Raw genomic sequence first — 24,097 nt, 5'->3', positions numbered from 1 at the left:
AAATTTATAGTTTTTATTCTTTGTGATTCTTACTAACAACACTAAAAATCATTCTCTTTTGTTGCTTTGCCATTTCTCTGCTGTAAAAGCTATCTTCTTTCGGAGTGTATTGAATTTTAAGTCTGTCACCATGTTCTTCCTCAATACGCTTTCTCCCCAAATACTTAAACCATGCCCATTCAAATGGAGAGGTTGGATTTTTCTCTCTTTTTGCAACTTTTATAAATTCACCTTGAAGTTCTGAAATTGGATTGAGTTCGCCTGAAGTAAGAGCCATAAACCAGTGTCCATATTTCTTTAAAGTGTCCAATTCTTCCTCAGAGAAAATTGCGTGGCTACAATCAACTATAAAAGTTCCTTTTCTTTTGATCAGGTTTTGATGTCTGGTTATTTCTTTCATAAAAAAAGTTGAATAAATGAAAAAATTTATAAAGTATATTATTATTTATGGTTTCCCATAATAATGTATTTTAATAAAAACAATTTTGCCTTTTCAATAATATTTACGGTATCTAGATTGATTTGAGATAGATTAAATTTTTCGGAAAACTACCTATTTGACCTAAGAAAATCTTTTAGATTTATGGCAGAAAAGCCAAGTCCTTTCGCTTTTATCTGTAATCCATTATCAGAGCTAATCAATATTGGATTTTCATCTTTGAATTTCAGCAATACGGTCAGAATCAGATTGTCATGTGATCTTTTGTCAAAATCATCGGGAAGTAAAGATTTATCTGAAGTTATTAATCGAATTTCTCTAGAGTTTTGGTTTTGGTTAATGGACTTTAAGGCTCTTTGAACCATTTTCTTACCATCTGAATCCAATTTTAATTTTAAGCTATCAAGTTCATCTAGGACTTTTGCTGAAAGTATAATTGGGTACTTCTTGTCTATTTTACTAATTATTTCCGGTTCATCTATAAAAACATTTGTATCAATCAAGTAATAATTATTCTTATCAATACTTATGTGTTTTCCACGTTTAGAAAGATCTATATGGCCTAAAATCTTTAATCCAGGAAGTTTTGATTCAGTTTTAATTCTTTTTTCGGAATGTTCAATTTGATTTTCTTTTCTGATTTCTATTTTAGAATTAGTGATTTCATTTTCAGATTGATTTTTGTTCTTAATTAACTCACCTTCGGTTGTATAGAGGAATGAAAATTCCTCCTTTAGTTTTCTTAGGTAAGTATCAACTTCATTTGACAAATTAACTACATGATCATATTTCTCTTCAGCAAGAATAAATGTGCATTTTTTAGTCCGACTTGTTGCAACATTGAAGCGATTTATGTTAAATGAAAATGAACTTGATTTTGGGACGACGTAGAAGCAATAATCAACATCTAATCCTTGAACTCTATCAACTGTTTCAATTAAATAGTTTCTAGAATTTGTTTTTGATTTTAAATTTTGTTGAAGAAATTTAAGTGTTTCTATATAGGGAGTTAAAACAGCAATTTCATTTTTTTTAAGAGTGGATAATTCGTCTATGCTTTTAACCAAGAAGTTCAGCATCGATTCTTTTATACTTCCTTTCTTATCTGAAAATAAAATTAATGATGGACCACCCAATGGGTGCATTAAGACACCCATTGAAATGAGCTTTTCTTTATCAGGATAGATATCCTTATTAATAGATAAAGATTGAATAGTATTTTCATAGAAACTATTTGTGAAAATTGTTGACCTTTCAGTCAACCTTCGAGTTTCAATTTTCCTGTTGAATATAAAGCTTTCAATCTGGGCCATTGTATCCATACCATTGACTAAAAGGTCAATATTCTCATATTCCTCATAATTTTTATTGCTAACGATTGGTAAAATTTGTTTTGGATCTCCTACAACTATCACTTTCTTTCCAACTTTCGAAGCTGCAGCAATTGTAGTAAGATAAGCTTGTGACGCTTCCTCAACTATGACATAGTCGAATGAATTGTTCTGAGTTTGCCAAATTCTTGAAAATTGATAATAAGTCGTCAATAATACATGGCCTTTACTAGCAACTAGTTCTTTAGCCAAACCAAGATCTGGGAACATCTTTTTCTCATCAATTGAAAGTGGAAGTTTTGAGATTTTATTGTTTTTAAGTAATTCAGCAATAGATTCCTTTTTACATACTTCGACTGCAGCTTTATTGGTTAGGGCAGTAATCAAAACCGATTTATTAGTTTTAGCTAACCGTGAGACAATTTCTGCAACTTGATGAGTTTTTCCTGTACCAGGAGGTCCTTGAAAAATATAAATATTTGATTTATTTAATTCATTTATTATAACTCCGGCAATATCATGATCTTCTAATAATAGGCCTGGGATCTTATTTTTATTAAACTTGTATTTGAAACCTAGAATTTTTTCCCAAATATTTGAGCTGTTTTCATCAAATGACTCACTCAACAATTTTAAATTTTGGAGATATTCAAAGGGTGGGATTGTAGGGCCAAAACCTAAGATTTGGTTTATTTGAATTGATTTAACGAATTCATAATCCATTCCTCTTACTAACAGAGTTATCCACCCTTGTCGTTTGGATGAAATATAGTCGAGAGTTTTAGCTTCAGTTCGATTTCTGTCTTTTATAAGATCGAGAAAGGTTATGTTTTCCCAGGTTTGTGGTCGTTCAAATCCAGTTTTTAATGTGAAGCAAGTTAGATTTTGGTCAAGCCTTGGAGAATGATATTTGTTTCCATAGGGTAAATCAAAGAAGGCATTCCCTCTTTTAGAATCAAAACCTTTAAATTGACCAACATATAGTTCTCCATTCTGAAATAAGGATAAGCCGGTAGAATTAAATATTCTTTTAACAGAAAACTCTAACTCTCTAAGTTCATCTGTATAAAAATTAATTTGATCTTGTTTAGTTACCATATGCTAGTCTAATGAAAATCCATCTCCTTCAATTGCAATATCGGTTTCTGGGGTTATAATATTTCTAGTTTTTAAACCAGAAAATAGGCTTTCTTTCATTTTTTCACTTGTTACCAATATTAGGTGAGATTCTGATTTTAATGAATTAAAAACCCCATCAATTTCAGCAGTATCCCTACTGTTGGGAACTTTAAATAGAACATTTGTGGCTAATCTATCATCTAATAGCTCTAACCTTTTTTTGAAGAGTCGAGGTGAATTTCCTGGATAAATGACAACTAAGTAAGTGTCGTTATCTTCAAACATATCCCAATGATCCTTGTCTAAATAGAGTAGTCCCCCTTTTGCACTTCGAACAATACATTTTACATTATTTCCTTCGGGGTCTATGATATTTGTAAGGGCTGCTCCAGAACTATTAACATTTGATAAATTGAATCCTTCTTTATCTAAAAAGTAAACTGCATGAGTTTTGGCATTCCCACTTTCAGTTTTTTGATCTTTTGTTGAAATCCCAAGTCTACCTTGAAGTAATCTATCAATATCTTCTTTGTATTCATAGGAATCTTCATCTAAAAGCGATTCGTTTTGAAGAGTTTTATAATGCCAATTTTTGAGTTTCTCTAAAGCATCCTTAGGAAATGAATTAGGTAGATTTTCAATAATGTTATTTTGAAGGATTTTTGAAACATAATACTTCCCATTGAAAAGAATTGCTAAGTTTTGGGTAAATCTGTTGATTATGATATCGTTAAAAGTATATTTAAAAGGTATTTCATTTCCCTCGTAAATATAAATTTGATGGATTGACGAAAATTCCCATTTTTTATAGAATAAAGTATCCCATAACTTTGATTTTCTTATAAGTAATTCATCATCAATATTACATACTAGCTTGATTTCTTCACAATTGAAATGGGAAGTTCTTTTGCCACAGCTAAAATCAATAAAAATGGCATCCTTGTTGGATTCATTTAGTTTTTGATATATAGCATGAGAAAAAGGCTCATCTTTTTTTATACTATACAGCTTCTTTTCAGTGGTAATGTTCTTTAATGTGTAATTTTTTTCACCTTTAGGGCTAATCTTAGTTATAATCGGGATTATCACAGATTTAGCATCACCAATATTTAAATCAATTGAGTTATTTATTTGATAAATTAAATTAATATTTTTTGTGATAATTTCTGAATTAAATGCAGATAACCAGTGAATTGTATTCCAAACTATTTTGGGATTCGATTTAGACTCTTGAAAATACTGAATAATTACATTTGGATCATGTTTTTCTGAGATAGTAGCTTTTCTTAATTTTACAATAGGACTATCCAATCCATTATAACCAAGTTTAGCTATAAATTCTATTCTTTTGGTTTGATCAATCTTTATCCATTCCTCTAGCCATTGTGGAAACAACTCCGATTTAATTGCCACGCTTTTGTCGACACAGTTTTTTAGGTCTAAATCATGGAAACGAAAATTATCTAAAATTGTAAAATCTAATTCAAATAGGAGTGTTAGAAAAGTAGCATATGACCCATGTAATTCCTCAGTCTTTCCTTGATTTTTTAAGTAATCATCGAAATGGATTTTTGACCACTTTCTATTTGTCCCATATTTTTTATCCAGTAATTGAAATGTAACCTGATGGATTGAATAATATGCGGAACTTTCTGTTTCAATTACGGAATGTACCTCATTTAAAGGCATCATTCTGGTATTGAAAATAAGCTTTCTTAATTTCCTTTTATCTGTTATAGAAACAAAGGATTCGATTAATTCATCTAGAACGTTTGACTCTCCTTTATACTGTTCTAAGACATCTGAAAGTTTTAGGATATATTTGTCATCTCCTTTACCAAACTGTATTCTGTCACTTAAATCAAAATCGCTCAAAGGGTTAGCGTTAATTTTAATCTTAGATCTGAAAATTTCTATCAATTTTGTTAAATCATCAGGAATTGAATTAATGTCTTCAATAGTTTTAATTAACTGATTTATAATTACATGTTCAGGTGTAGTGCTATTGTATTCAACACCTGTTTTTAAATTTAATTCGGGTAGATTCGAGATAAATGATTTCAGTTGTTCGTTTGAAATTGAGGAGGGTAGGAGTGAAGCCAAATTCTGATCGAAGGCTTTTGACTCAATAATTGCTTTTAGCAATTTATCACCTTGCAGCAAGCCAATTTTGTGTCGTGTCGATTTGCCTAAAGATGAATTAAGTTCAGTGAATTGAGATTTCAGATTTTCAATTGATTCTATATAAGCCTTTAAGGCTTTTTCGGACCCATCAAATATTTGAGTATTTTCAATTTCTACGATTGACCAAAGATCAACATCACTAGACTCTAGATTGTATTCTTCAAAAAAATCACTGTAGGCTCCATCATTCTCCATCCAATCTAAAAGTAAGTTTGCGGATAGTAATTCTAGATTTTTGATTTGTGTCCAATCTATATCAGTATCACTATCGGTTTTAAGCGTGAATGACTGAATTATATCATCACATTCTTTAATTGGAAGTGTTTTCAATTTAGCTTTTTGAAAAGTTTCTTTTATTGTCTCATAGTCTTCAGTAGAAAGATTGCTAAATCCCCTCGACCAAAATATTTTTTCTGAATGTAGAAATCTCAATTCATCGCTTACATACAACCACGGTATAGCCGCCCATTTACTTTGAAGTATCTCTTCATCTTCATCCTTCCAGCTGTATATAGACTTCAAATTTTCTACATAGGTATCTATGTTATTAGAAAAGAATGAAACAGACCATTCATCGAACAAATCTGGATCCAGAATAAATGAGGTAAACACTTCATTATTTGGGATTAACTCTTTCTTTAAAGCATCGGTAAGATGGAGATATTCGCCTTCAGTAATCCTGAAATGTTGGATTGAAGGAATTCCAATAACATCTTGTCGGCTAATTAATTGGTTTAGAGGACGAGCAATACGATTTTCATCAACAAACAGCTTTAATTCGCCAAAGTATTTAGTCTTTCCTATTCCTTGCATAAACTCACTATTTTGTAAAAAGTCAATGAGTTGAATTTTTAATTCAATTTTGAGTGAGGATAAGTTTGAATTTTCCGCTAACCGAACATACGCTAATGATCTGTCATTTACATAGCCTGACATTTCATTTATATAGGTTTGTAGATTGGTATAATCTTGAAGATTTAGGTTAATAGAATGGTAGCCTAACTCAATTAAAAGTTCTTGATATTTGAGGGTGTTTTTATTGATTAACCATGCATCAGGTTCAGCCATTAAACTTTCAAGAGAAAACAAAGAGTTGTCATGTGGAATAAAGGGGATTTTTCCAAAATTTTCAGGAATATGGCTTACCAATCCATCTAACCATTTCAATAACTCAGGTTTCTCATAAAGTGAATTTTCCTCAATTATTTCACCTAAGCGGTTACAAATTTCTGGAGTAATATGAGTGGCCAATTCTTTCAACTTGATTATTTCAACTTTTAAATATTCATAATTCTTTAAATAGCTGGCATCCAAACTGATATGTGGAAGACGTTTATCAGTATCAACAATCTCATAAAAAATATCGTGACCAAACAATTCTGTCAAGCCTGTATTATCAATTATCGTAGCTGATAATAATTGAACGTGATTAATATCATTAACAATAATTTCCTTTATTTCAAGCTGTTCTAAATATTTATCGTTGTAACTATCTATGATTTGTTGAGCCGAATCGTCACCTGGCAGCGGTTCTTTTAGAAGCAAGGATAAATAACCTGAGTAAAAAACCTTATCAGATTTAAATTCTAATGCAAACTTTTCTAAGGTTTCAACATGTTTCTCAGCTACCTTAGTCATAATATACTTGTTCCATAGGTTATCACCCTGTATCTCTTCTCTTCGAGAATCTGGCACAAAATCTCCATTTACAAGGAATGGCAATTTGAATCTTTTATCTTCCATTGGAAGATATGTGAATAAGCTCGAATATTGGGAATTTGAAGTTGCATAACCTGGTTCAGAAACTAATTTTCCATTTTGTATTAAGAACCCAAAAGATACTTCTGTTTCTGAAACTGATGCTATTTTAGGAGGGATTGTAGTAATCTTATTTCCTTCCAAATCTGTAAAGAAGTAAGTGATTTCATTATAATCATTTACTTGCGAGTCTTTTAATAGACCAATACCATTTGACGAAAAAGCTTCATTTGAAACTTGGATATCTTTAAAAGAAAGCTTTTTATATAAGTATTTTTTTTCTACTGGTCCTTGCAAAAGGGTAATAGCAACGAGCTCATTTTCATCTTCTCGTATTACTATAACAGGGTTTTTAGGAGAATTAAATCTAGAAGTGTTTCTTAGAAAAAGTAAAAATTGAGGTTTTTTTACAATATTCTCTATCGCAGCCTTGTAGTCTTCAATATGTGATTTTCCGAATTTGAGGCCTATTTGAACAGGATTTTTATAAAAGTTAAAGTTGGTATCTTGAAATTCATGAGGAAGTTTTTTTTGCCAAATTGGAATCAATTGCCAAGGTATATCTTCTGATCCCTTAAAGTTTAACCTGTCAAATTGATATTTTTCTTTATCTTTTATGAGTAGATCTGGATACTTGGTGTATCTTTCATCACTAAAGTAGAATCTGTCAAAATCCTCAAAGAGCTTATTATCTCTTAGAAAGGCAAACTGATAACCACCAGATTTAATCCATACTTCCGAGCTGTCGGTGAAAACTGACTTGAAGCCAATTCCTTTATATCCAGTTACTTTTCTTTTATCTCGTTTGGTGCTTTCTCCAGATCTAGTAATAGCCTCGACGTCACTTTTACTGAATGGGGCTCCGTCATGCATTATAAAAAAATAATCTCCTTTGAAATCAATATGAAACCCTACTTTATCTCTTCCGGGAGCATCATCCGCATTTTGAAGGAGCTCAAAAATCATGCGTTGCTTAGATGAATACATACCTTTGCCAATTTCTGTCATGGTTGTGGCAAGGCTTTTATTTGCACCAGGATTGTTTAGATAAGTAAAGCGAAAATCAATATGCTTTTCATAAGGATCTGAGTCAAGTTCCTTAATCGATGAAGTAATTGCATTGGGAAGTTTGCCTTCATTTTCTTTGATTAAAAAGGAGTAATACACTCCTTCCTTCAATTTCATATTAGGAGATACAAAAACGTTTATTGCTTCTCCTTGATTTTTTAAAATTTCGCCTGAATCAATGAACATTACATTTTCAAATGAAGCAAACTTTTCATTTTTCCTGTTGTAGCATCCATACAATTCAATGCCTTCATATTCACTCGACTCTTTGTCCCCATCTAAAAATTCTTTGATGGATTCTTGATTGAGATTTGAAATGTTTTTGATTTTTAATGAATAGGGATTATTCTTACCATTAGGCCTATTTGTGAATTCTAATTCAATTTTATAATAGTGACCATCAATTAATTCTGGACCTTTCTGATGATAAAATGATACACGCTTATTTTCAATTTCTATTCCGTCAATTTCCGGATAATACAATTTGAATTTATTAACCGGATTAAGAAAGTCATTAAAAAATCCTGACTCCCCTTTATGTCTTGTATAAGTTGCAATGAATGTTAAGTCTTCTGATTTCCAGTAGTCTTTAAGTTGTTGAATAAAATTTTTCATTGAAAAGTTTATTGTATTTTTTAATAATTAGTCTCTTATGAAATAATGTCCCTGTTTGTGGATGGTTTCTTTTGGTTTATTTCTAAATCATGAAGTGGATCAGTATTGCTCCAAAGTATATGGTTTTTACCTAACCCAAATAACCAAGAAACCCCAATCAATAATAAACCAGAAAGGAGTATCGGGATTATTAGGTCACTATCGAATTGATTAATAAATGGTATTTTTGATAGTATCTCAGTATAATTAATTATTAAAGCTCCCCATGAAGTTGCAATGATGAAAGAAAATAAGATTGCTATTTTGGATGTACTGAAATTTGCTCCAGAGACAGGACTTGCGAAACTGTTTTGTTCATTTTTGTTTGCAAACATGGAATAAATCCGCTCCCTTTCTTTCCATCCTAGTAACTCCTTTTCATAATAGTTTACAAGCAGGATATAGTTAATATTCCAATAGTAATAGCCCTTGGATGACCAATAGAGTAATATGCCTGCAATTAGTCCTAGAGAAAGTATAGCAAATTGATATTTTTCAGGGCATTCTGTTTCTTTTGATGTTATGATCTGGATATAGCCTAAAAATATTGCTGCATTTGCCACGTAAAAATATGTCAACCATTTGTTGAAATTTTCATAGTGAAAATTCCTGGCTGCTATTAGCAACTTGTATTTCTCAAACAATTCGATTTTTGCTGATTCTTTACTTCCAAATAACATATTAATGTTTTTTAAAAAGTTAAATTTCATATTACTTAAACCCTCTTACCCAATTCCTCTACGAGACCATAAAAGGAGATCTCTCCTTCTTTGGTTGAGGTTTCAACTTCAAATACATCCATTACCTGTTTGATTTTTAAATTCTCTATGATCCCAGACTTCCAAGCCCTCCAAACAGATTTAGGTATTCTTCCTTTACTAAACCATAAATATTCTTCAGCACATAAATTGAAATAATCAATAATGAGGTTTATTTCACCTTGTTCTAAGGTCTTATCTGGATCAGTTTTTAATTCATTTATGAGGTCGTTAAATTTTTCATCATACTTCCCATTAAATGAAGTAAATAGCTCTTTAAAAATTTTATCATTCTCTATTTGAAATCGAATCAATCCGAAATAGATCGTCACAATGGTTCCAAGACTTCCTATAAATAAATTGAATTCTATGCGCTCAATTGAGTAAAGAATTAGCACCAAAATGAATGCAATTAATGTGATGAATGAAATGATATTCCTTTTTAAAAAGCCCATTATATATGTTATTGGCAGAGAAAATTTAATTTATCAAAATGAAAGGAAGTTTCTAACAAAATATTCAGCAAAATTTATCGTGCATGTTGGAGAATATCTCTGCATATTTTGTCATCGCTGAAGTCATAAATTAAAAATCATTCTAAAGTAAGTCTTCAAGCTCTTTTATTCTTTCTGGTCCAAATAGACGTGATAAATGGGGGTAGTCTCTTCCTTTGCTTTTAATGTAAACTGTCAAATTACCAATAGTACGCCATTCTAAAGGTTTTGAGCCATCAGAAGCATCTTTACCAGTAACAGTGTCTAAAATTTTATTTTGTAATTCAGTAGTTATCCCAATAGGGATTTTCGAGTAAAGGAACTCCTTACCTATTAAATTCGTAAATCCATTATTTAGATTATTTTCAGAGGTGGAGGGCATAGTGAAATCATCATTTATAAGATCAATATTGACATGATCTACCCATCTGTCTTCTGTAAAAAGGTCTTTGCATGAATCGAAAAGGGAGGATGCTGTTTTATTATAAGAGACTATAAGTTCTTTTTTAGCTCTTGTCATTGCAACATAAAACTTACTTATTTCTCTAAACCACTCTTCTTTTGGTAAGTCATGATTTGGAATTACATGATCATTACAGTTAAGTATGATCATTCTATCAAATTCAAAACCTTTAGTGTTTTCTAAATCCGATAAAAATATATTTCCCCCTGATAAATCAATTTTACCATCCAGAACAGGAATCTTTAATTGTTTACCAATTAAGTCTATATCATAATACGAATACCCACAAATCGCAATACAGGCCTTTTCAAGGTTTTTTGAATCTAAAATATCATTTAGATATACCCATGAAAACATAAATGCCCTACTTAGGCTACTTGCTTGTCTAAGAAAGGGCTTAGGAGAAGAGAAATTCGCAAATTCTGGCTTTAGAATCTCAAACCCGTCATGTTGGTACATTTCAGAAGTAGTATTGTTTTTAAATACTTCATATGCTGCGGCTAAAATCTCCCTACTATTTCTATAATTCTTTTCAATTTTAAGATAATTCTGGGGGATGATATTAATTCCAGCAGACCTGATGCGGTGATGTTTTGTATGTACAACTTGCGCTATGTCGCCACAGAGGAATAAATCATTTTCACCTTTTGGTGCTAACCTTCTAATGACTTCCATTTCAATAGTTCCAAAATCTTGAAATTCATCTACTAAAATGCATTTAAACTCTTCCTTAATTTGATCTTTAAAATTGAGTACTTTTTGGGATAGGCCTAAATAATCAGTCACTCCAACTTCGGGCATATGTTTTTCCCAACTCTTTAGACCGTTTAAAATAGCTTCACGGTAATTCTCTGGTAAATTGATCGATCTACCATCTCTTTCAATTGATAAATATTTGTTTCTTTCCTTATTTGGAAGGGCACTTCTTATCCAGTCAAACTCCTGTCTTATATAGTTCTGGGGAAATACTCCTCGGGATAGAAGAGATTGGTGAACAGGGAATAATACTTCAGCGTCAAAATTGTTGTTTTGGCATCTGTAAAACTCACTCCAAATTTCATCAATACTGTCCTCATGTTTATCAACAAAGTCATTATAGAGACGAGCTCTCATGGGATCTTTATCTATCCTTAATATATACTCACGGCATAATTCCCAATAGGATGAAACTTTAATTTGACTTTTGGTTTTCTCAGGAAGACTTTTGCTTTCAATTAAAATATCAACAAGGTTTCTAATTAGTTTGGCAAGTGATCGGTTAAGTGTAAGAATTAAAATTCTCTCGTCGGGATATTTGTTAGCTAATCTAACGGACCTTCTTACGATTACACATGTTTTTCCAGACCCACTAACACCTAGAAGTCTTGCGGGACCTGAAAAATCCTGATCAACAACTCGTTTTTGGGCAGGGTGCATAAATAACATCCAATCATGCCAATTTTTATTGTCCATCAGAATTTTAAGATCCTCTTCCTCTAGGTCATCTAATCTCAGGTATTGATCATTCGAATTGATGTTTTCTTTTTCCTCCTCTTTAACTTTTTCAATTAATTGTATTTCATCAATAAATTCAAGGATCCTATTTTTTGCATGATCAACACTTCCGTGTCTTAATTCCATAAAGACATCAAAAATTACTTCTTGATCAGCCTTTTCACCTATTTGTTCACATAAACTTAGAATTTCATCTTCTTCACTTGTGGACTCTAATTCTGCTAAACTTCTAATTGTAGATTGTTTAATTGAAATTCGATCATAGAGTTTATCAAGGTAATGATCACCTATTTTTTTTACTAGTTTCCCATCAGAGTAATCGGAATCATGATCGACTCTTTCTTCTGGAGAATGAATATTCTTCGACTTGTAGACATCCTTAATTTCTTTCGAGTCTTTTTCAATTCCTAAGTTTAGGTTTCTGTTGTTGTTTAGCCATTTATCACATTCTTCATGGGTACCTAAAAATTTCAGGATGCATTCTCCATTTGATTGTATTGTAATTAGTCGTGCGTAACCTTGAAGATCATACTTGACACAGTTTTTTAACCTTGTTTCTCCATGATTGGTAGTACTTAAAGATCGAAAAGGATCAGGATCACCGCTATTAATGTCAAAAACAAGTTGTTTGATTTTTTCAGCAGCTTTTTGAAATTGACCCCCTCTTCTCATTAGGGCTTGTATTTGTTTAGTTATAGACTTGTCTAAGAAATACTTCATTTGATAAAAATTTAATTAAAAACTATTCAATACCCCCAATCCACATGGCTGTAAGGAAGTCTGTTTAATTCATCTCTATAAAATCGCCACTTGGGCATGAATTCGTCCATGTATTTGATGAAGCGAGCGTTGTGACTGCGTTCAAGCAAGTGTACAAGCTCATGTACAATGATGTACTCCAAGCATTCTACTGGTTTACGAGCAAGTTCTAGATTCAACCAAATACGTTTTGCTTCTGTGTTACAAGTTCCCCATTTGGTTTTCATTCGCTTGATCCTATATTCGTTGCTTTGAACACCAATCTTCTTTTCCCACTTCTCGATTAGATCTGGCACTATCTTCTTTAATTCCATCCGGTACCAACTTTCCAGAATTTCTTTCCGTTTGGTTTGGTCTGTTCCGTTACGGATGTACAGATGAATGTATTTGTGATCGATTTCTACTTTTGGAGGTTCATCATTTTCGATTAGTTTTAGTAGATAACGTTTGCCCAAGAAGTAGTGACTTTCCCGATTAATGAACTCTCGTGGAGATTCTCGTTCCTGTGCAAGCAGGGACTCTTGTTGTTTCTTAATCCATGGCAGTTTGGAGATGACGAAAACACGAATAGTGTCCATCTTCATTTTGGAGGGTGCAGCAATACGAACTCTGCCGTAAGGTGGGTAGACACTCAGATGAATGTTCTTAATATCTTTTTGTTCCACCTCTATACTGATGTTACCAAGCTCTAATTGTTCCATCAATATTCTGGTTGATTCTTAACGATTTCAAATATTCTTACTACTTCTGCTTCAATACCATATTTATATATTGGCTCAGCAGCCTCGAAATTTTCCTCTTCTTTAGTGAGGACGTCATAAATATTTTTCTTAACAATATTCTCTTTTGCCTTAATACCTCTCCAATCTGCCGGACTTTGTGTTTTTAGAGCTACGTCCATTTTTATCACAAGCTCTTCATTCTCGTTCAAATTGTTATATAATGCTCGTTTTCCACTTGTGTCCATTTTTGGAGGTGTATCAGGATTTTTGCCTTCATTAACCTGTTTCGCCAAATCGGCAATTCTTTTTAAATACTCCTCATAACTTACTGCATTAGCCTTCCTTTCTTTTATAAGCTCAGCAAGCAGCTTTGACATTTTTTCGAAAAAGGCTGGATCTATCAATTGATCTGAAATAATCTTCTTTCGGACGTTATTTTCAATGGTTTCTGCTATTGCTCCTTTATCTCCTTTGATCCCTTTGGGTAAGGAACCGATTGCTTCTCCAATACCTGAATTCGTTATTATCTCTAATAAAGACATATCACCAAAAGGGGATATGTTCTCTGGATCTTCTGCTTGGATGTAAGTGTCAATCAAATGCCTCATATCAGCTTCATATGTTTTGAAATCCAATGTTTCTCCTGAAGCCTTCTTGATTTCCTCACGCAGTTTTAGATAAAAGTCTAGCTCTTTATGAATGTCAGCTGCCTCTTTAACTGAGTAACCCGCTTCGGTCATTTCATCGGCTATGTTAGCATAGGCTCTGATGAAAGCAACTATGTTTTTATAAAGCACGGTACGCTGAGGGGCCGTTTCCTTTAAGTCTTCCTCTTTCTCCGGATTTCCACAGAAGTAGTGTATGTATTGAAGTGTGCCTTTCGGTGGCTTTACAGGTTCGCACAAAAGAGCCAGCGCTTCAATGGAATCATCGAGTCGCTTTTTTCCAACAGTCAGACGATCTTCCAACATGACACTAATGTCCTTTGAATCAAAATCATCCATATCTAACTCTGAGGTGTAAACAGATATAGCTGCACCAACGCTATCAAACAGATTTCTGTAATCCACTATATAGCCATAGTCCTTTTCTTCTCCATTCACACGATTGGTTCTACAAATGGCTTGAAACAAACCATGATCTTGCATGCTTTTGTCCAGGTAGATGTAAGCACAACTTGGAGCATCAAAACCTGTAAGCAGTTTTGAGACAACCACCAACAGTTTCATATTAGCAGGCTCTTTTCTGAATTTGAGCTTTGCCCAATCTTCATAGCTTTCAGTCTTGGTTTTGTTTGGCAGTGTTTCTACATCCTTTAGAATCTCTTCATACAAGTTGTAAATTGCCTCTTTCTTGGTCTCGGTGTTTGCTCCAGTGTCTTCGGTGGTTACATCTCCATGATGTGGGTTGTAGGAAGTGATGACAGCACACTTGCCTTTGAATTCTGTCTTTTGAAAAAGCTTGTAGTATTCACACGCTTCATAAATGGAGTTTGCGACCAGAATAGCATTACTTCGTGTAGATGTAAGCAATCGCTTTGTGCTAAAGTCAAAGGTGATGTCTGCTACGATCTTTTCCATGCGAGAACGACTGCTGAGTACATTCTGCATCGTTCCCCATTTCTTTTTGAGCTCTGATGTCTGGAATTCGTTCAATCCTTTTGTCTTTGCCTTAAACCATTCATCTACCTTGCTTTCAGATGTCAGACGTTGGTCTATGTCTCGTGGCTCGTACATCAAATCCAAGATGACTCCATCTTCTACACCTTCGTTGAACTTATAGGTATGGATGTATTTACCAAATACTTCCAAACTGGTTTGTTTGTCTTTTTTGAGTAGGGGAGTTCCCGTAAAACCGATGAACACAGCGTTTGGAAGCATGGCTTTCATGGTGCGATGCAGCTTACCGCTTTGAGTACGATGACATTCATCTACAAATACAAACAATTCACCAGCTACCGGAAAAGGGTTCTCTGCCAGTTCAGCGATGAACTTGTCGAAGTTCTTGGTGTCTTTGTTGCCAAACTTGTGAACCAATGAACAAAGCAATCGAGGTTTTTCTTGACTCAATTGAGTCATTAAATCTCTTCCGCTACTTGTCCGGTAGATGCTTTCTCCTGCATCGGTGAATACATCTTCTATCTGTTTGTCAAGTTCGGTTCTATCAGTAAGGATGGCGATGCGTGCATTTGGATTATTCTCCAAAATCCACTTGGCTAGGTACACCATAGTCAAGCTCTTGCCACTTCCTTGTGTATGCCAGATGATGCCACCTTCGTATCGCTTCACAAACTTCTCTGCTTCCTTTACACCGAAATACTGATGCACACGGGGTAGTTTTTTAATGCCTCCGTCAAACAGCACAAAGTCGTACAACAGCTCCATAAACCGTTCTTTGTCACAAATCTTTTGGAGGTACTTGTCAAGCATAAGTTGACTAGTATTATCAACGTCTTCTTTCCATCCTAAATACCATTTCTCTTCTGTACTGATTGTTCCGTAGCGTAGCCCTTCTGAATCGTTGCCAGCAAACAGGATCTGCACGGTAGAAAAGAAGGGTTGTATAAATCGGTCTTGTTGGTTGGTGATGTTTTGTCGGATGCCTTCGCCTATATCTATTATACCACGTTTCAGTTCCAGTACAGCTAACGCAATACCGTTGACATAGATTACAATGTCTGGTCGCTTGGTCTTGTTGCCTTTGTAGGTTACTTCTTCCGCTATGGCGAAGTCATTGTCTAGAGGATCAGTCCAGTTGAAGAGCTTTACCGTCTCGTAGTTGTCGCCAGCGTTTACCTTTACCTGTACACCAAAGCGAAGCTTTTTGTAAACTTCTTTATTGGTGGTATAGAGGCTATCGTTGAAGTTGGTTGCAACTGACTGCAATTCAAAAATAGCTTTACTGATGTGAGCAGGAGAGTAGCCTTGTCGTTTTAAGTATTTAGTGAGCAACTCTACCTCAATATTGCTATTACCTTCACGCTCTTCCCAGTCACCAAGGTAACTGTAGTTTAAGCCTTCTTTCTTTTGGAAGAGCTTTACGATGCGGTTTTGCGTAATTCGTTCTATCTCACCTGGCATATTATACAAGTCTAATTTTGCCTGTTAACAATTGTTGCATCATGCCTTGTCTTAAATGACCATACTTTTGTAATAATTTAGTCAAATCCTTTATTTCATTATCAAATGCGGTCAATACACGTGCAATTTCAACTTGCTCTTCTAAGTTCGGTAAGTTGATATTGAAACTTCTAATTTTAGACATAGATAGACTTGGTTGAGCTCCTATGCTTGTGTGTTCAACGATTTCATCTTGAATGTACCATGAAGTGAAATAATGGAAGAGAAACTCTGAATTAAGTAAATTACTAGCTGATATTTTAGATGTATTTGGGCCTAAATGAAATCGGTTATTTTCCTTAACTAGATACACAGGTCCAATTGTTCCAACGTAGGCAAATACCAAATCACCACAATACAACTTACTTCTTTTGAGGAAATCAGAGGTTTTTCTTGGAATTGTTTTTATGTCTGATAAGTCAAGCTTATTGGCAGTTATGTTAGTCCCCCTTAATACAATAACCTCGCCCCTATCTTTGTAACTATTAAAGTAATTCGAGTACTCGAATCCAGCTAACTTTGTGATATTTGCTATTTCTCCCAACTTCTTCACTTCCCAACCCTCCTTAGGCGTAAGCAAAGCTTGCATCACCCCTTTTTTGATGAGTTTTTTCTTTTCAATCTTCTTTTCTAGGAACTTTATCAGCTTGTCCGTATCAGAAAGGACTTGGGCAATTCCTTGTTGTTCGTGGAATGGGGGGAGTGAAACACGAAAATCATGTACATCATTTCTATTTAAAGTGGGGACTCCTGAACCGGTAGAAAATCGTTCTAATCCAATGAATAGATAGAGGTAGTATATAAACTTAGTATCATTACCGTGAAAGTTAGTAACCCATAAAGACGTATTATGAGGCCAGAAATCTTTTCCCAAATACATTACTTTTCCAATAGTCCCTGAGCGTCCTGTAACTATTCCGGGTGCTTTGACCATGTATTTATTATGGTAATTACCAATCCCATTAGAGTATACTACAGGATATTTGCCACTGGCTAAATGTGTGCTAGGTAAATCGAAACCTCTTTGAAGCGGTGCTATTTGTTTCAAAGGCTTTTCTACCCAATCCTTTAGAGTCAATGCGTTAACTTTCTGTATAATTGGCATACCTAATTCCATACAAACCCCATTTTAGCCAAGTGCTCGTTTACGGTAGCCTCTAAGCTTGCTGTTTCTGTTACCAAAGTAGGTAGAGGTGTGTCGTAGCGGTCTGACAGTTCTTTAATACGGTTGGTGAGGCGTTGGCTTATCTGATCTATTTCTCCTTTCAGAGCCGTTTCCATGGTCTTTAGCCATTTGTCATCCACTACCAAGGTCTTTATTTCATTTTCCGTAAGCGTTGGGTATTTGGCATATAAGCCATCGTCCAGTTGTTGTTCTGTTGTCTTTATTTCTTTGTTGATGGCTGTTAGGTCTGTGTGCAATTTCACGTATTGTTGTAAGGCTTCCAGTTCATCTGCCAAGTCGGCATCTTTCTCTTTCTGTATAGCTTTAATCCGCTTCTGTGCTTCGCCTTTGTTTACCTTATCCAGTTCTGCAAATAATCCTTCCTCAGCACCATGCTCTTCTTCCAGTTCTACTATCTCGGCAGCTAAAGCTTCTTTCTTGGCTTCCAAGTCTGCCAAAGCTTGTTTCTCCGCTTGGAAGTAGCGGTTGATCACCAAGTCCTTTGGTACAAGGTCACAGGTCCAACCTTTGTCAACCTTTTTGCCTTTATTGTTTTCTACTTCTATTCGGTAGGTTTCTGCTTTCCAACCGTCGTAAGAAATGATATAGGCATCATCTTGCATTACTTCGTTCCAGTAGCTAAGCAGATGTTGGTAAACATTGTACTTATTGATCAAGGGCTTGTTGTGGTACTTACTTAGCAAGCTCTCTGCTAATGAAGCTATCACCTCTTTTGGGTGACAGTTCGTTTCTAAACCTTTTAGATAGGCAATATTCTCAGTGCACCATGATTGGAAAAGCGTATCCATTTCGGTAATGAAAGCCGTAAACTCAGCGTGTTGGTAAATACTGTCGTTAATCTCCGAGGGATCTATTTTCAAAGCAGAGTAACCACTACGTATCTCTTCAAACAGGCTCTTTTTTAGATTAGGGTAAACCTTCCAGTATTGTTGCAAGTCATCTACGTCGGCATTTGGTATGCCGCCATTTAAGTGGGCATCGATGTCTTGTATGTCTTCCTTCTCTTGGCTGTCGATGTAGCGAGGGAGGTTGAGGTTGTATTCGTTTTGCTCAATCTCATGTTTAGATACCATACGGCTATAACCAGGTACCTCAAACTGGGCATTAAACACATCGGTAATATTCCGGATGTCCTGCTCACGCAATCGGTTTTTGTTTCCATCCTTGATGTAACCTTTGCTTGCATCCACCATAAAAACAGCTTTTCGGTTTAGTGCATTCTCTTTATCAATTAGGATGATACATGCAGGAATACCAGTGCCATAAAACAAGTTGGCTGGTAAGCCAATAATACCTTTGATGTATCCTTTTTTGATGAGGTTGGTACGAATCTCTGCTTCTGCATTACCTCTGAATAATACGCCGTGAGGCAAAATGATCGCACCTTTGGCATTACGCTTCAGTGAACGGACAATATGTAACAGGTAAGCAAAGTCACCATTTTTGGATGGAGGAACTCCAAACCCAGCAAAACGATTGTTTGGTTCATCATTAGGGATTGACAAGCCATTGCTCCAGCGTTTATCGCTGAATGGAGGATTAGCAACCACGTAATCAAATTGTTTCATTTTGCCATCCTCTAGGAACAGCGGATTGGCAAGGGTATTTCCTTGTTTGATTTCAGCTGATGGATAATCATGTAAAATCATGTTCATTCTGCTCAAAGCAGATGTTGCCGAATCTTTCTCTTGACCGTACAGCGTTACTTTTGTTTTTGCTGCCGAACCAATTCGAAGCAACAAGGAACCTGAACCACAGGTTGGATCATACACTGTTGTGTTTGCATTTGTTTGATCCTGAGAGATCCCGATAATCATCGCCATGATTCTACTCACCTCTGCAGGAGTGTAGAATTGGCCTTTGCTCTTACCGCTTTCTGTTGCAAAGTGCATCATCAGGTATTCGTAGGCATCGCCCAGAATATCGTCACCTTCAGCTCTGTTTTTACTGAAGTCTAGCTCTTTCTTTTGGAAGATGGTAATCAGGTTACTTAATCGATCCACCATTTCTTTGCCATCTCCAAGTTTGTTCACGTCGTTGAAGTCGGGCATGTCAGAAAGATTGTTTGCTTCCTTTAGGGGTGCAATTATCTTCTTATTGATTTGATCGCCAATGTCTGTCTTACCTTTCAGGGCAATCATGTCTTTGAAGCTAGCACCCTCCGGAATCGTAATAGGAGCGAAGGGCTGTCCTGCCCATTTGTCGCTGATGTACTTGATAAACAACATCACCAATACGTAATCTTTGTATTGGCTGGCATCCATACCGCCTCTTAACTCGTCACAACTTGCCCAAAGGGAGCTGTACAATTCCGATTTTTTAATCGCCATTAGATAGTAATCAATTGTTTGATATTTATTAAACTCATCAAAATGTTGTAAAAGTCCCTAATACCACTTACGTAATACAAGTTTGTGCATAGGAAATGATGTTTAGATAAAAATTGAAAAACAAAAATTAGTTTGATTAACTGACTTAACCAAGAAAAATAGGATAGAAGGTGAGAGGAATTTGAATATTTATTTCAGAGAAGATCTTTTACTCTTGAAGATCAGACTTTTGATGAAACCAAGCCCAAACTTCTTTTTCATTTTGCATAGCTGAAGCATATCGATGTAAAGCTTGGGTTGCCCGAATGGCCAATCGACTTAAATTTCCTCCATAAGTAGGTTTGTAGTATTTCTGTCGTTGTCTTTTTTCTAGTTCTTGATACTTCTTATATCTACGAATCCATTTCATTGATTTCCTTTTAGGTGTACTTTCAGTCTGTTGTATGTAATGAATTCCTTTGATGGTTGACTGGTGTATAAACTTACCTTGTGATAGAACTAGTTTCCTGCATTTTTTATTTGTCACAGGGCATAAAAAATACCATGTTTCACCAATTCCCAAATTGGAGGTTTCAAATATTATTTCAATGAATTGTTCTTTTGGGATTCCATGTATGTAATAATCTAAAAACAATCCATCTTTTGTTAGTTCATATCTTACTCGATAAGGCAAAAGAGAGTTGTTCTTCCCAAGAACACATATGTTTGAAATGGTGTCCCATTCTTTTAAATCACTTGTTCGAAGTGATGGAAATTGTTCTACAATAAAAGTATCACTTTTATGCATTTGCCTAAATAGTTAGAGAAGGTTAGCTTTTGTTAGCGTGTATACACTTGATATTTCGTGTAAGTCGTTTTACCTATTTACAGTACATACTAGGTGTAAATGGGTAAAAATGATCTGATTTTTTTATTCAAGGAGTCAAAGATTTTTTCTTTAGTTACAAAGCCCTTTTTAAGCCTGAAATTGTCATATTCCTTTTTGTTGTAATATCGGACTTGTTTTGTACTGTTTATCCAAAAATTCGGATTTGACCATTTGCTTATTCTTAGCTGCTCTTCATGACTAATAGGCTTGTATTCTGTTAATCCGGGTTCAATTAATATTGTGTCATTCCAACCTCCGTAAAGCAAACAGTTTTGAAGGTTAGCTTTGGTTTCATCACGCCTAAGATCATTTAAAGAATATACCCCTAGATTATTGAAAAATACAGACCGATTGGCTGCCATCTCTATACGTAATAGGTTCCAGGGTAAGCGATTTTGTGCTCCTTTATCATATGCTTTTACTTTAAACTGTGCGTGGGAGCAGGTATAGTTAGTGCCTGGGTGTACATACATGTTTTTAAAGGGCTGACCTTTGTGCATCACCAGACCAGAAAGAATTTGCTTAGGTGAGATGTCTGTTTCAATGTTTAGTCCCCATTCTAAATTTATGAGATCCAGACTATCGATATTTAAACCAAGGCAATCTGAAAGATTTGTAGTGGTTAGGAATACATCCTCCCAAGAGAAATCATCATAATTGTGCTTACCTCCATTTTTGTATTTGTGGAGGCTGCCTTTAATTGTGCCATATCCCAAAGTCTTGATTTGGATAGTTATTCCTTGATTTGACCATAAACGAGCTCCATCAATTTCAGCAGTTTGCAAATTAAGGTTAGATGTGAATTCAATATTGGGATTATTAATTAACTGACTGATAGCCCGAGAATCCAGCTTCAACTTGATTCCGCAGATCATTAGATTTCACCATTGTTTTTCAGGTAGATATCAGCTTGATTTTGTAGGTCAGAATATGTTCTTTTGCTTCCTTCCTTTAGGTATTCCAACAACTCTTTTTGTGAGAAATACAGTCGTTTGGACCTCTTCATTACCGGTAATTCACCCCTGCTTACCTTGGAGTAAATTGTAGGGACTTTGAGAGATAGGAATTCGGATGCTTCCTGTACGGTTAAAAGTTTTTCCAGATCGCTGCTTGGTGAGTGGTCACTTCTAACTGCTTTTAAGATGTTCTCAGTGACTTGATCCGCTATTCTTCGAATGAGTATTTCGGGATCGATTGGACTTAATACTAGATTGTGCATATTCATTTGGTTTTGAATGATGCATCAAAATTCAGAGGGCATTTTTCGGGGCACCTTGGGGCAATGCCCTATTTCTGCCCTTATTTATAGTCCTTTACTTTGTAAGTATTCTTCAACTGTCTCTGGATCTTTGGACAATTGGATTATTGCTTCACGCCAATGATCACCACCGATAATTTTTAGGTTGCTTTCAACATTTAAGTCAAAACTTGTGATCTCATTAAAAGCCTTGTAAAATCTGTTTCCTTTGCCAGCTCCCATACGTTGATTTCCCTCACTCTCCAACTTTGATTTAATGCCTCTTGGAAACCTTACTCCACTTGCATTGCATTCAAAAAGGTATGCTAAAACATAGTGTTTTGCGGTGTATTTTTTTGGATCGGAAATGAATTGACGACTTGTAGTTATTTGGTGGTTACCTGTTGATTTATTTTCATTTTCTTCCTTTAGTTTATGTTTTAACAAACCAATTGCTTCATAAAATAATGATCCATGGAATGGAAATACTTTAGCTATCATTTGTCTTACATCCTCAAATTCATTCGTGCCTAGTTTTCCTGTTTTGGTATAGGTCGGAATCGTCCAGTTGTTTTTGAGGTATTCATTTCTTGCTAATTCTAATAGCCTTTCCTCTAGAACCATGTCCTTAAAAACATACATTTCCCGAAGAGTAATTTTCACCTCCTCAACTTTAAACCCATTTGTCAATTTTCGGAAATAGTTATAAACATCAATTGAAGTTATCGGCTGATTGATTTCCTCCTCAAACTCATAGATTATTTTTCTAAGTTCTGGAAAATCCACTTTTAGGCCTTTACTAAAAGCTTTAAATTCATCTAGTGTTCCTATCAATTGGTGTTCATCATTAAGGATAACTATTTTTTTTTCAACTTCTAAAAAGTTACTTATTAGCATTAATACCTCTGTAAACCCTTTCTTTTTTAATACTCCCATTGCTGATTTTTTCAAGATTTTATGTCAAGATTGATTACGTTGGAAGCCTCTCGCTTTAATTGATCAACTATGTGGAAATAAAGCATAGTGGTTTTTATGTTTTTATGGCCCAGCATCTTTTGGACTGTACCGGGATTGGTATTGCCGTATGCAAGCAAAGTAGCGTAGGTATGTCTGAAGCAATGGAAAGTTATTTTCTTCGTGATTCCTGCTGATTCAATCCACCCCTTCAATATGTCATTTTTATAAGCAGAATATTTTAGCCCCACAAAAACAAGGGTATCTTGCTGAATTTGCTGAGGTTTGTTTCCTCCACCAATTAAATTATATGCTTGATCTGATATTGGATGTACTTCAATGCTTTTGGTTTTCTTTTGTTTGAAATTTAAGATGTAACCTTGGGATTCAATGTATTCTAGCTCGTTCCATTGTAGTTTATGAATATCTGAAAATCTCAAACCTGTCATGGCAGAAAATATGGCTGCACGCTTTAGAACTTCATCTTTACATGGCGTTTTGACAAGATTGTTTAATTCTGCAATTGTTAAATACTCCCTTCGTGTTTCTTCTGTCTTGATGGGACTGATTTTTGAATTTAGATCAGTTAGGAGTATTTCGTCTTGGAAAGCTTGCTTTATACCTGCTTTTATCTTGTTGAAATAAGATGAAGCTGAATTTTGTGCCAAGGGTGTTTTATTGCTTCTAAAGCTTTTAGTGGTAAGTAAGTAATCTTTAAAGTTCTCTAATAGCTTTTGATTTAGGTCTGCGAACTTTAATTCACCTCCAGTAAACGTTACAATGTAATTGAGTGCTGATGTCCAGCTATGCTTAGTATTCCCCTTTTTCTTATTAGTTAGTTTCTTGAAATAGTCAATAAAGGATTGTTCGCCTAATTCTTTTGCCCGGAGTTGATCTTTTTCAAATTGACTATATATCTCAGGTTTGTTTAAATAGTTCTCACGCTTTTGCCTTATGCTTGCAGCAATTTTCAATGTGTCGGCATTGTGTTGTTTGTCTATGGGGTTATTTACTTTCTCAAACACATAAAGCCCTAAAAACTCTCTTCTTGTAGGTTCCCCTGTTTTAGGGTGGGGGATTGCTGGATAAAAATCAAGGTACAGGCTTTTGCGCCCCTTACTAATTACTTTTTGTCTTAAAGCGACTTTGATGGTCATATC

The 24,097-nt window shown here is 34.8% G+C and carries 15 protein-coding genes; all 15 read right to left on the bottom strand.

Features of this window, described 5'->3' with window-relative positions; genetic code table 11:
• Positions 1–13: 13 nt before the first annotated feature.
• Positions 14–400, bottom strand: a complete 387-nt coding sequence (gene maoP / locus ALPR1_RS20350; protein ID WP_008201000.1) for a DUF413 domain-containing protein — start codon at positions 398–400, stop codon at positions 14–16.
• Positions 401–549: 149 nt separating this feature from the next.
• Positions 550–2,868, bottom strand: coding sequence for a PIN domain-containing protein (locus ALPR1_RS11950; RefSeq protein WP_008200999.1), 2,319 nt, complete (start codon positions 2,866–2,868; stop codon positions 550–552).
• Between the two features lie 3 nt (positions 2,869–2,871).
• Positions 2,872–8,514: an ATP-binding protein gene (locus tag ALPR1_RS11945; RefSeq protein WP_008200997.1), complete on the bottom strand. Its 5,643-nt coding sequence runs from the start codon at positions 8,512–8,514 to the stop codon at positions 2,872–2,874.
• Between the two features lie 35 nt (positions 8,515–8,549).
• Entirely contained in the window at positions 8,550–9,233 is a 684-nt protein-coding gene (locus ALPR1_RS11940; RefSeq protein ID WP_008200995.1) for a RipA family octameric membrane protein, read from the bottom strand.
• 35 nt (positions 9,234–9,268) lie between these two features.
• The gene (locus ALPR1_RS11935) at positions 9,269–9,766 is read right to left on the bottom strand and encodes a hypothetical protein (protein ID WP_008200994.1); all 498 of its coding nucleotides are present in this window, start codon (positions 9,764–9,766) and stop codon (positions 9,269–9,271) included.
• Between the two features lie 142 nt (positions 9,767–9,908).
• Positions 9,909–12,482 carry a UvrD-helicase domain-containing protein gene (locus ALPR1_RS11930; protein WP_008200992.1) on the bottom strand — a complete coding sequence of 858 codons (2,574 nt, stop codon included), beginning with the start codon at positions 12,480–12,482 and terminating at the stop codon, positions 9,909–9,911.
• Between the two features lie 26 nt (positions 12,483–12,508).
• On the bottom strand, positions 12,509–13,222 hold the full coding sequence (locus tag ALPR1_RS11925; protein ID WP_008200991.1) for a M48 family metallopeptidase: 714 nt from the start codon (positions 13,220–13,222) through the stop codon (positions 12,509–12,511).
• Positions 13,222–16,323: a type I restriction endonuclease subunit R gene (locus tag ALPR1_RS11920; protein ID WP_008200989.1), complete on the bottom strand. Its 3,102-nt coding sequence runs from the start codon at positions 16,321–16,323 to the stop codon at positions 13,222–13,224. Before ALPR1_RS11920 ends, ALPR1_RS11925 begins: the two co-directional genes overlap by 1 nt.
• Before the next feature lies 1 nt (position 16,324).
• On the bottom strand, positions 16,325–17,479 hold the full coding sequence (locus ALPR1_RS20345; protein WP_008200988.1) for a restriction endonuclease subunit S: 1,155 nt from the start codon (positions 17,477–17,479) through the stop codon (positions 16,325–16,327).
• Entirely contained in the window at positions 17,470–19,878 is a 2,409-nt protein-coding gene (locus tag ALPR1_RS11910; RefSeq protein ID WP_008200986.1) for a type I restriction-modification system subunit M, read from the bottom strand. The genes ALPR1_RS20345 and ALPR1_RS11910 overlap by 10 nt, the downstream gene beginning before the upstream one ends.
• A gap of 208 nt (positions 19,879–20,086) precedes the next feature.
• Positions 20,087–20,665 carry a hypothetical protein gene (locus ALPR1_RS20340; RefSeq protein ID WP_008200984.1) on the bottom strand — a complete coding sequence of 193 codons (579 nt, stop codon included), beginning with the start codon at positions 20,663–20,665 and terminating at the stop codon, positions 20,087–20,089.
• An 89-nt stretch (positions 20,666–20,754) separates the two neighbouring features.
• Positions 20,755–21,621 carry a hypothetical protein gene (locus tag ALPR1_RS11900; RefSeq protein ID WP_008200982.1) on the bottom strand — a complete coding sequence of 289 codons (867 nt, stop codon included), beginning with the start codon at positions 21,619–21,621 and terminating at the stop codon, positions 20,755–20,757.
• Complete coding sequence (locus tag ALPR1_RS11895) at positions 21,621–21,965, bottom strand: helix-turn-helix domain-containing protein (RefSeq protein WP_153231808.1); 345 nt, start codon at positions 21,963–21,965, stop codon at positions 21,621–21,623. Before ALPR1_RS11895 ends, ALPR1_RS11900 begins: the two co-directional genes overlap by 1 nt.
• An 84-nt stretch (positions 21,966–22,049) precedes the next feature.
• Complete coding sequence (locus tag ALPR1_RS11890; RefSeq protein WP_153231807.1) at positions 22,050–22,934, bottom strand: hypothetical protein; 885 nt, start codon at positions 22,932–22,934, stop codon at positions 22,050–22,052.
• A complete protein-coding gene (locus ALPR1_RS11885) occupies positions 22,931–24,094 on the bottom strand; it encodes a tyrosine-type recombinase/integrase (protein WP_008200979.1) in 1,164 nt (387 codons plus the stop codon). Before ALPR1_RS11885 ends, ALPR1_RS11890 begins: the two co-directional genes overlap by 4 nt.
• Between the last annotated feature and the right edge of the window lie 3 nt (positions 24,095–24,097).

It is taken from the genome of Algoriphagus machipongonensis (assembly GCF_000166275.1).
Classification (GTDB): Bacteria; Bacteroidota; Bacteroidia; order Cytophagales; family Cyclobacteriaceae; genus Algoriphagus; species Algoriphagus machipongonensis.
Note: the sequence above shows the minus strand (reverse complement) of the source record. Positions and strands in the feature narration are given on the sequence as shown.

Bases quoted from the DNA above. Each gene is read 5' to 3' on its own strand.
- maoP (WP_008201000.1), bottom strand. From the start codon at position 400: ATGAAAGAAATAACCAGACATCAAAACCTGATCAAAAGAAAAGGAACT.
- ALPR1_RS11950 (WP_008200999.1), bottom strand. From the start codon at position 2,868: ATGGTAACTAAACAAGATCAAATTAATTTTTATACAGATGAACTTAGA.
- ALPR1_RS11945 (WP_008200997.1), bottom strand. From the start codon at position 8,514: ATGAAAAATTTTATTCAACAACTTAAAGACTACTGGAAATCAGAAGAC.
- ALPR1_RS11940 (WP_008200995.1), bottom strand. From the start codon at position 9,233: ATGTTATTTGGAAGTAAAGAATCAGCAAAAATCGAATTGTTTGAGAAA.
- ALPR1_RS11935 (WP_008200994.1), bottom strand. From the start codon at position 9,766: ATGGGCTTTTTAAAAAGGAATATCATTTCATTCATCACATTAATTGCA.
- ALPR1_RS11930 (WP_008200992.1), bottom strand. From the start codon at position 12,482: ATGAAGTATTTCTTAGACAAGTCTATAACTAAACAAATACAAGCCCTA.
- ALPR1_RS11925 (WP_008200991.1), bottom strand. From the start codon at position 13,222: ATGGAACAATTAGAGCTTGGTAACATCAGTATAGAGGTGGAACAAAAA.
- ALPR1_RS11920 (WP_008200989.1), bottom strand. From the start codon at position 16,323: ATGCCAGGTGAGATAGAACGAATTACGCAAAACCGCATCGTAAAGCTC.
- ALPR1_RS20345 (WP_008200988.1), bottom strand. From the start codon at position 17,479: ATGGAATTAGGTATGCCAATTATACAGAAAGTTAACGCATTGACTCTA.
- ALPR1_RS11910 (WP_008200986.1), bottom strand. From the start codon at position 19,878: ATGGCGATTAAAAAATCGGAATTGTACAGCTCCCTTTGGGCAAGTTGT.
- ALPR1_RS20340 (WP_008200984.1), bottom strand. From the start codon at position 20,665: ATGCATAAAAGTGATACTTTTATTGTAGAACAATTTCCATCACTTCGA.
- ALPR1_RS11900 (WP_008200982.1), bottom strand. From the start codon at position 21,621: ATGATCTGCGGAATCAAGTTGAAGCTGGATTCTCGGGCTATCAGTCAG.
- ALPR1_RS11895 (WP_153231808.1), bottom strand. From the start codon at position 21,965: ATGCACAATCTAGTATTAAGTCCAATCGATCCCGAAATACTCATTCGA.
- ALPR1_RS11885 (WP_008200979.1), bottom strand. From the start codon at position 24,094: ATGACCATCAAAGTCGCTTTAAGACAAAAAGTAATTAGTAAGGGGCGC.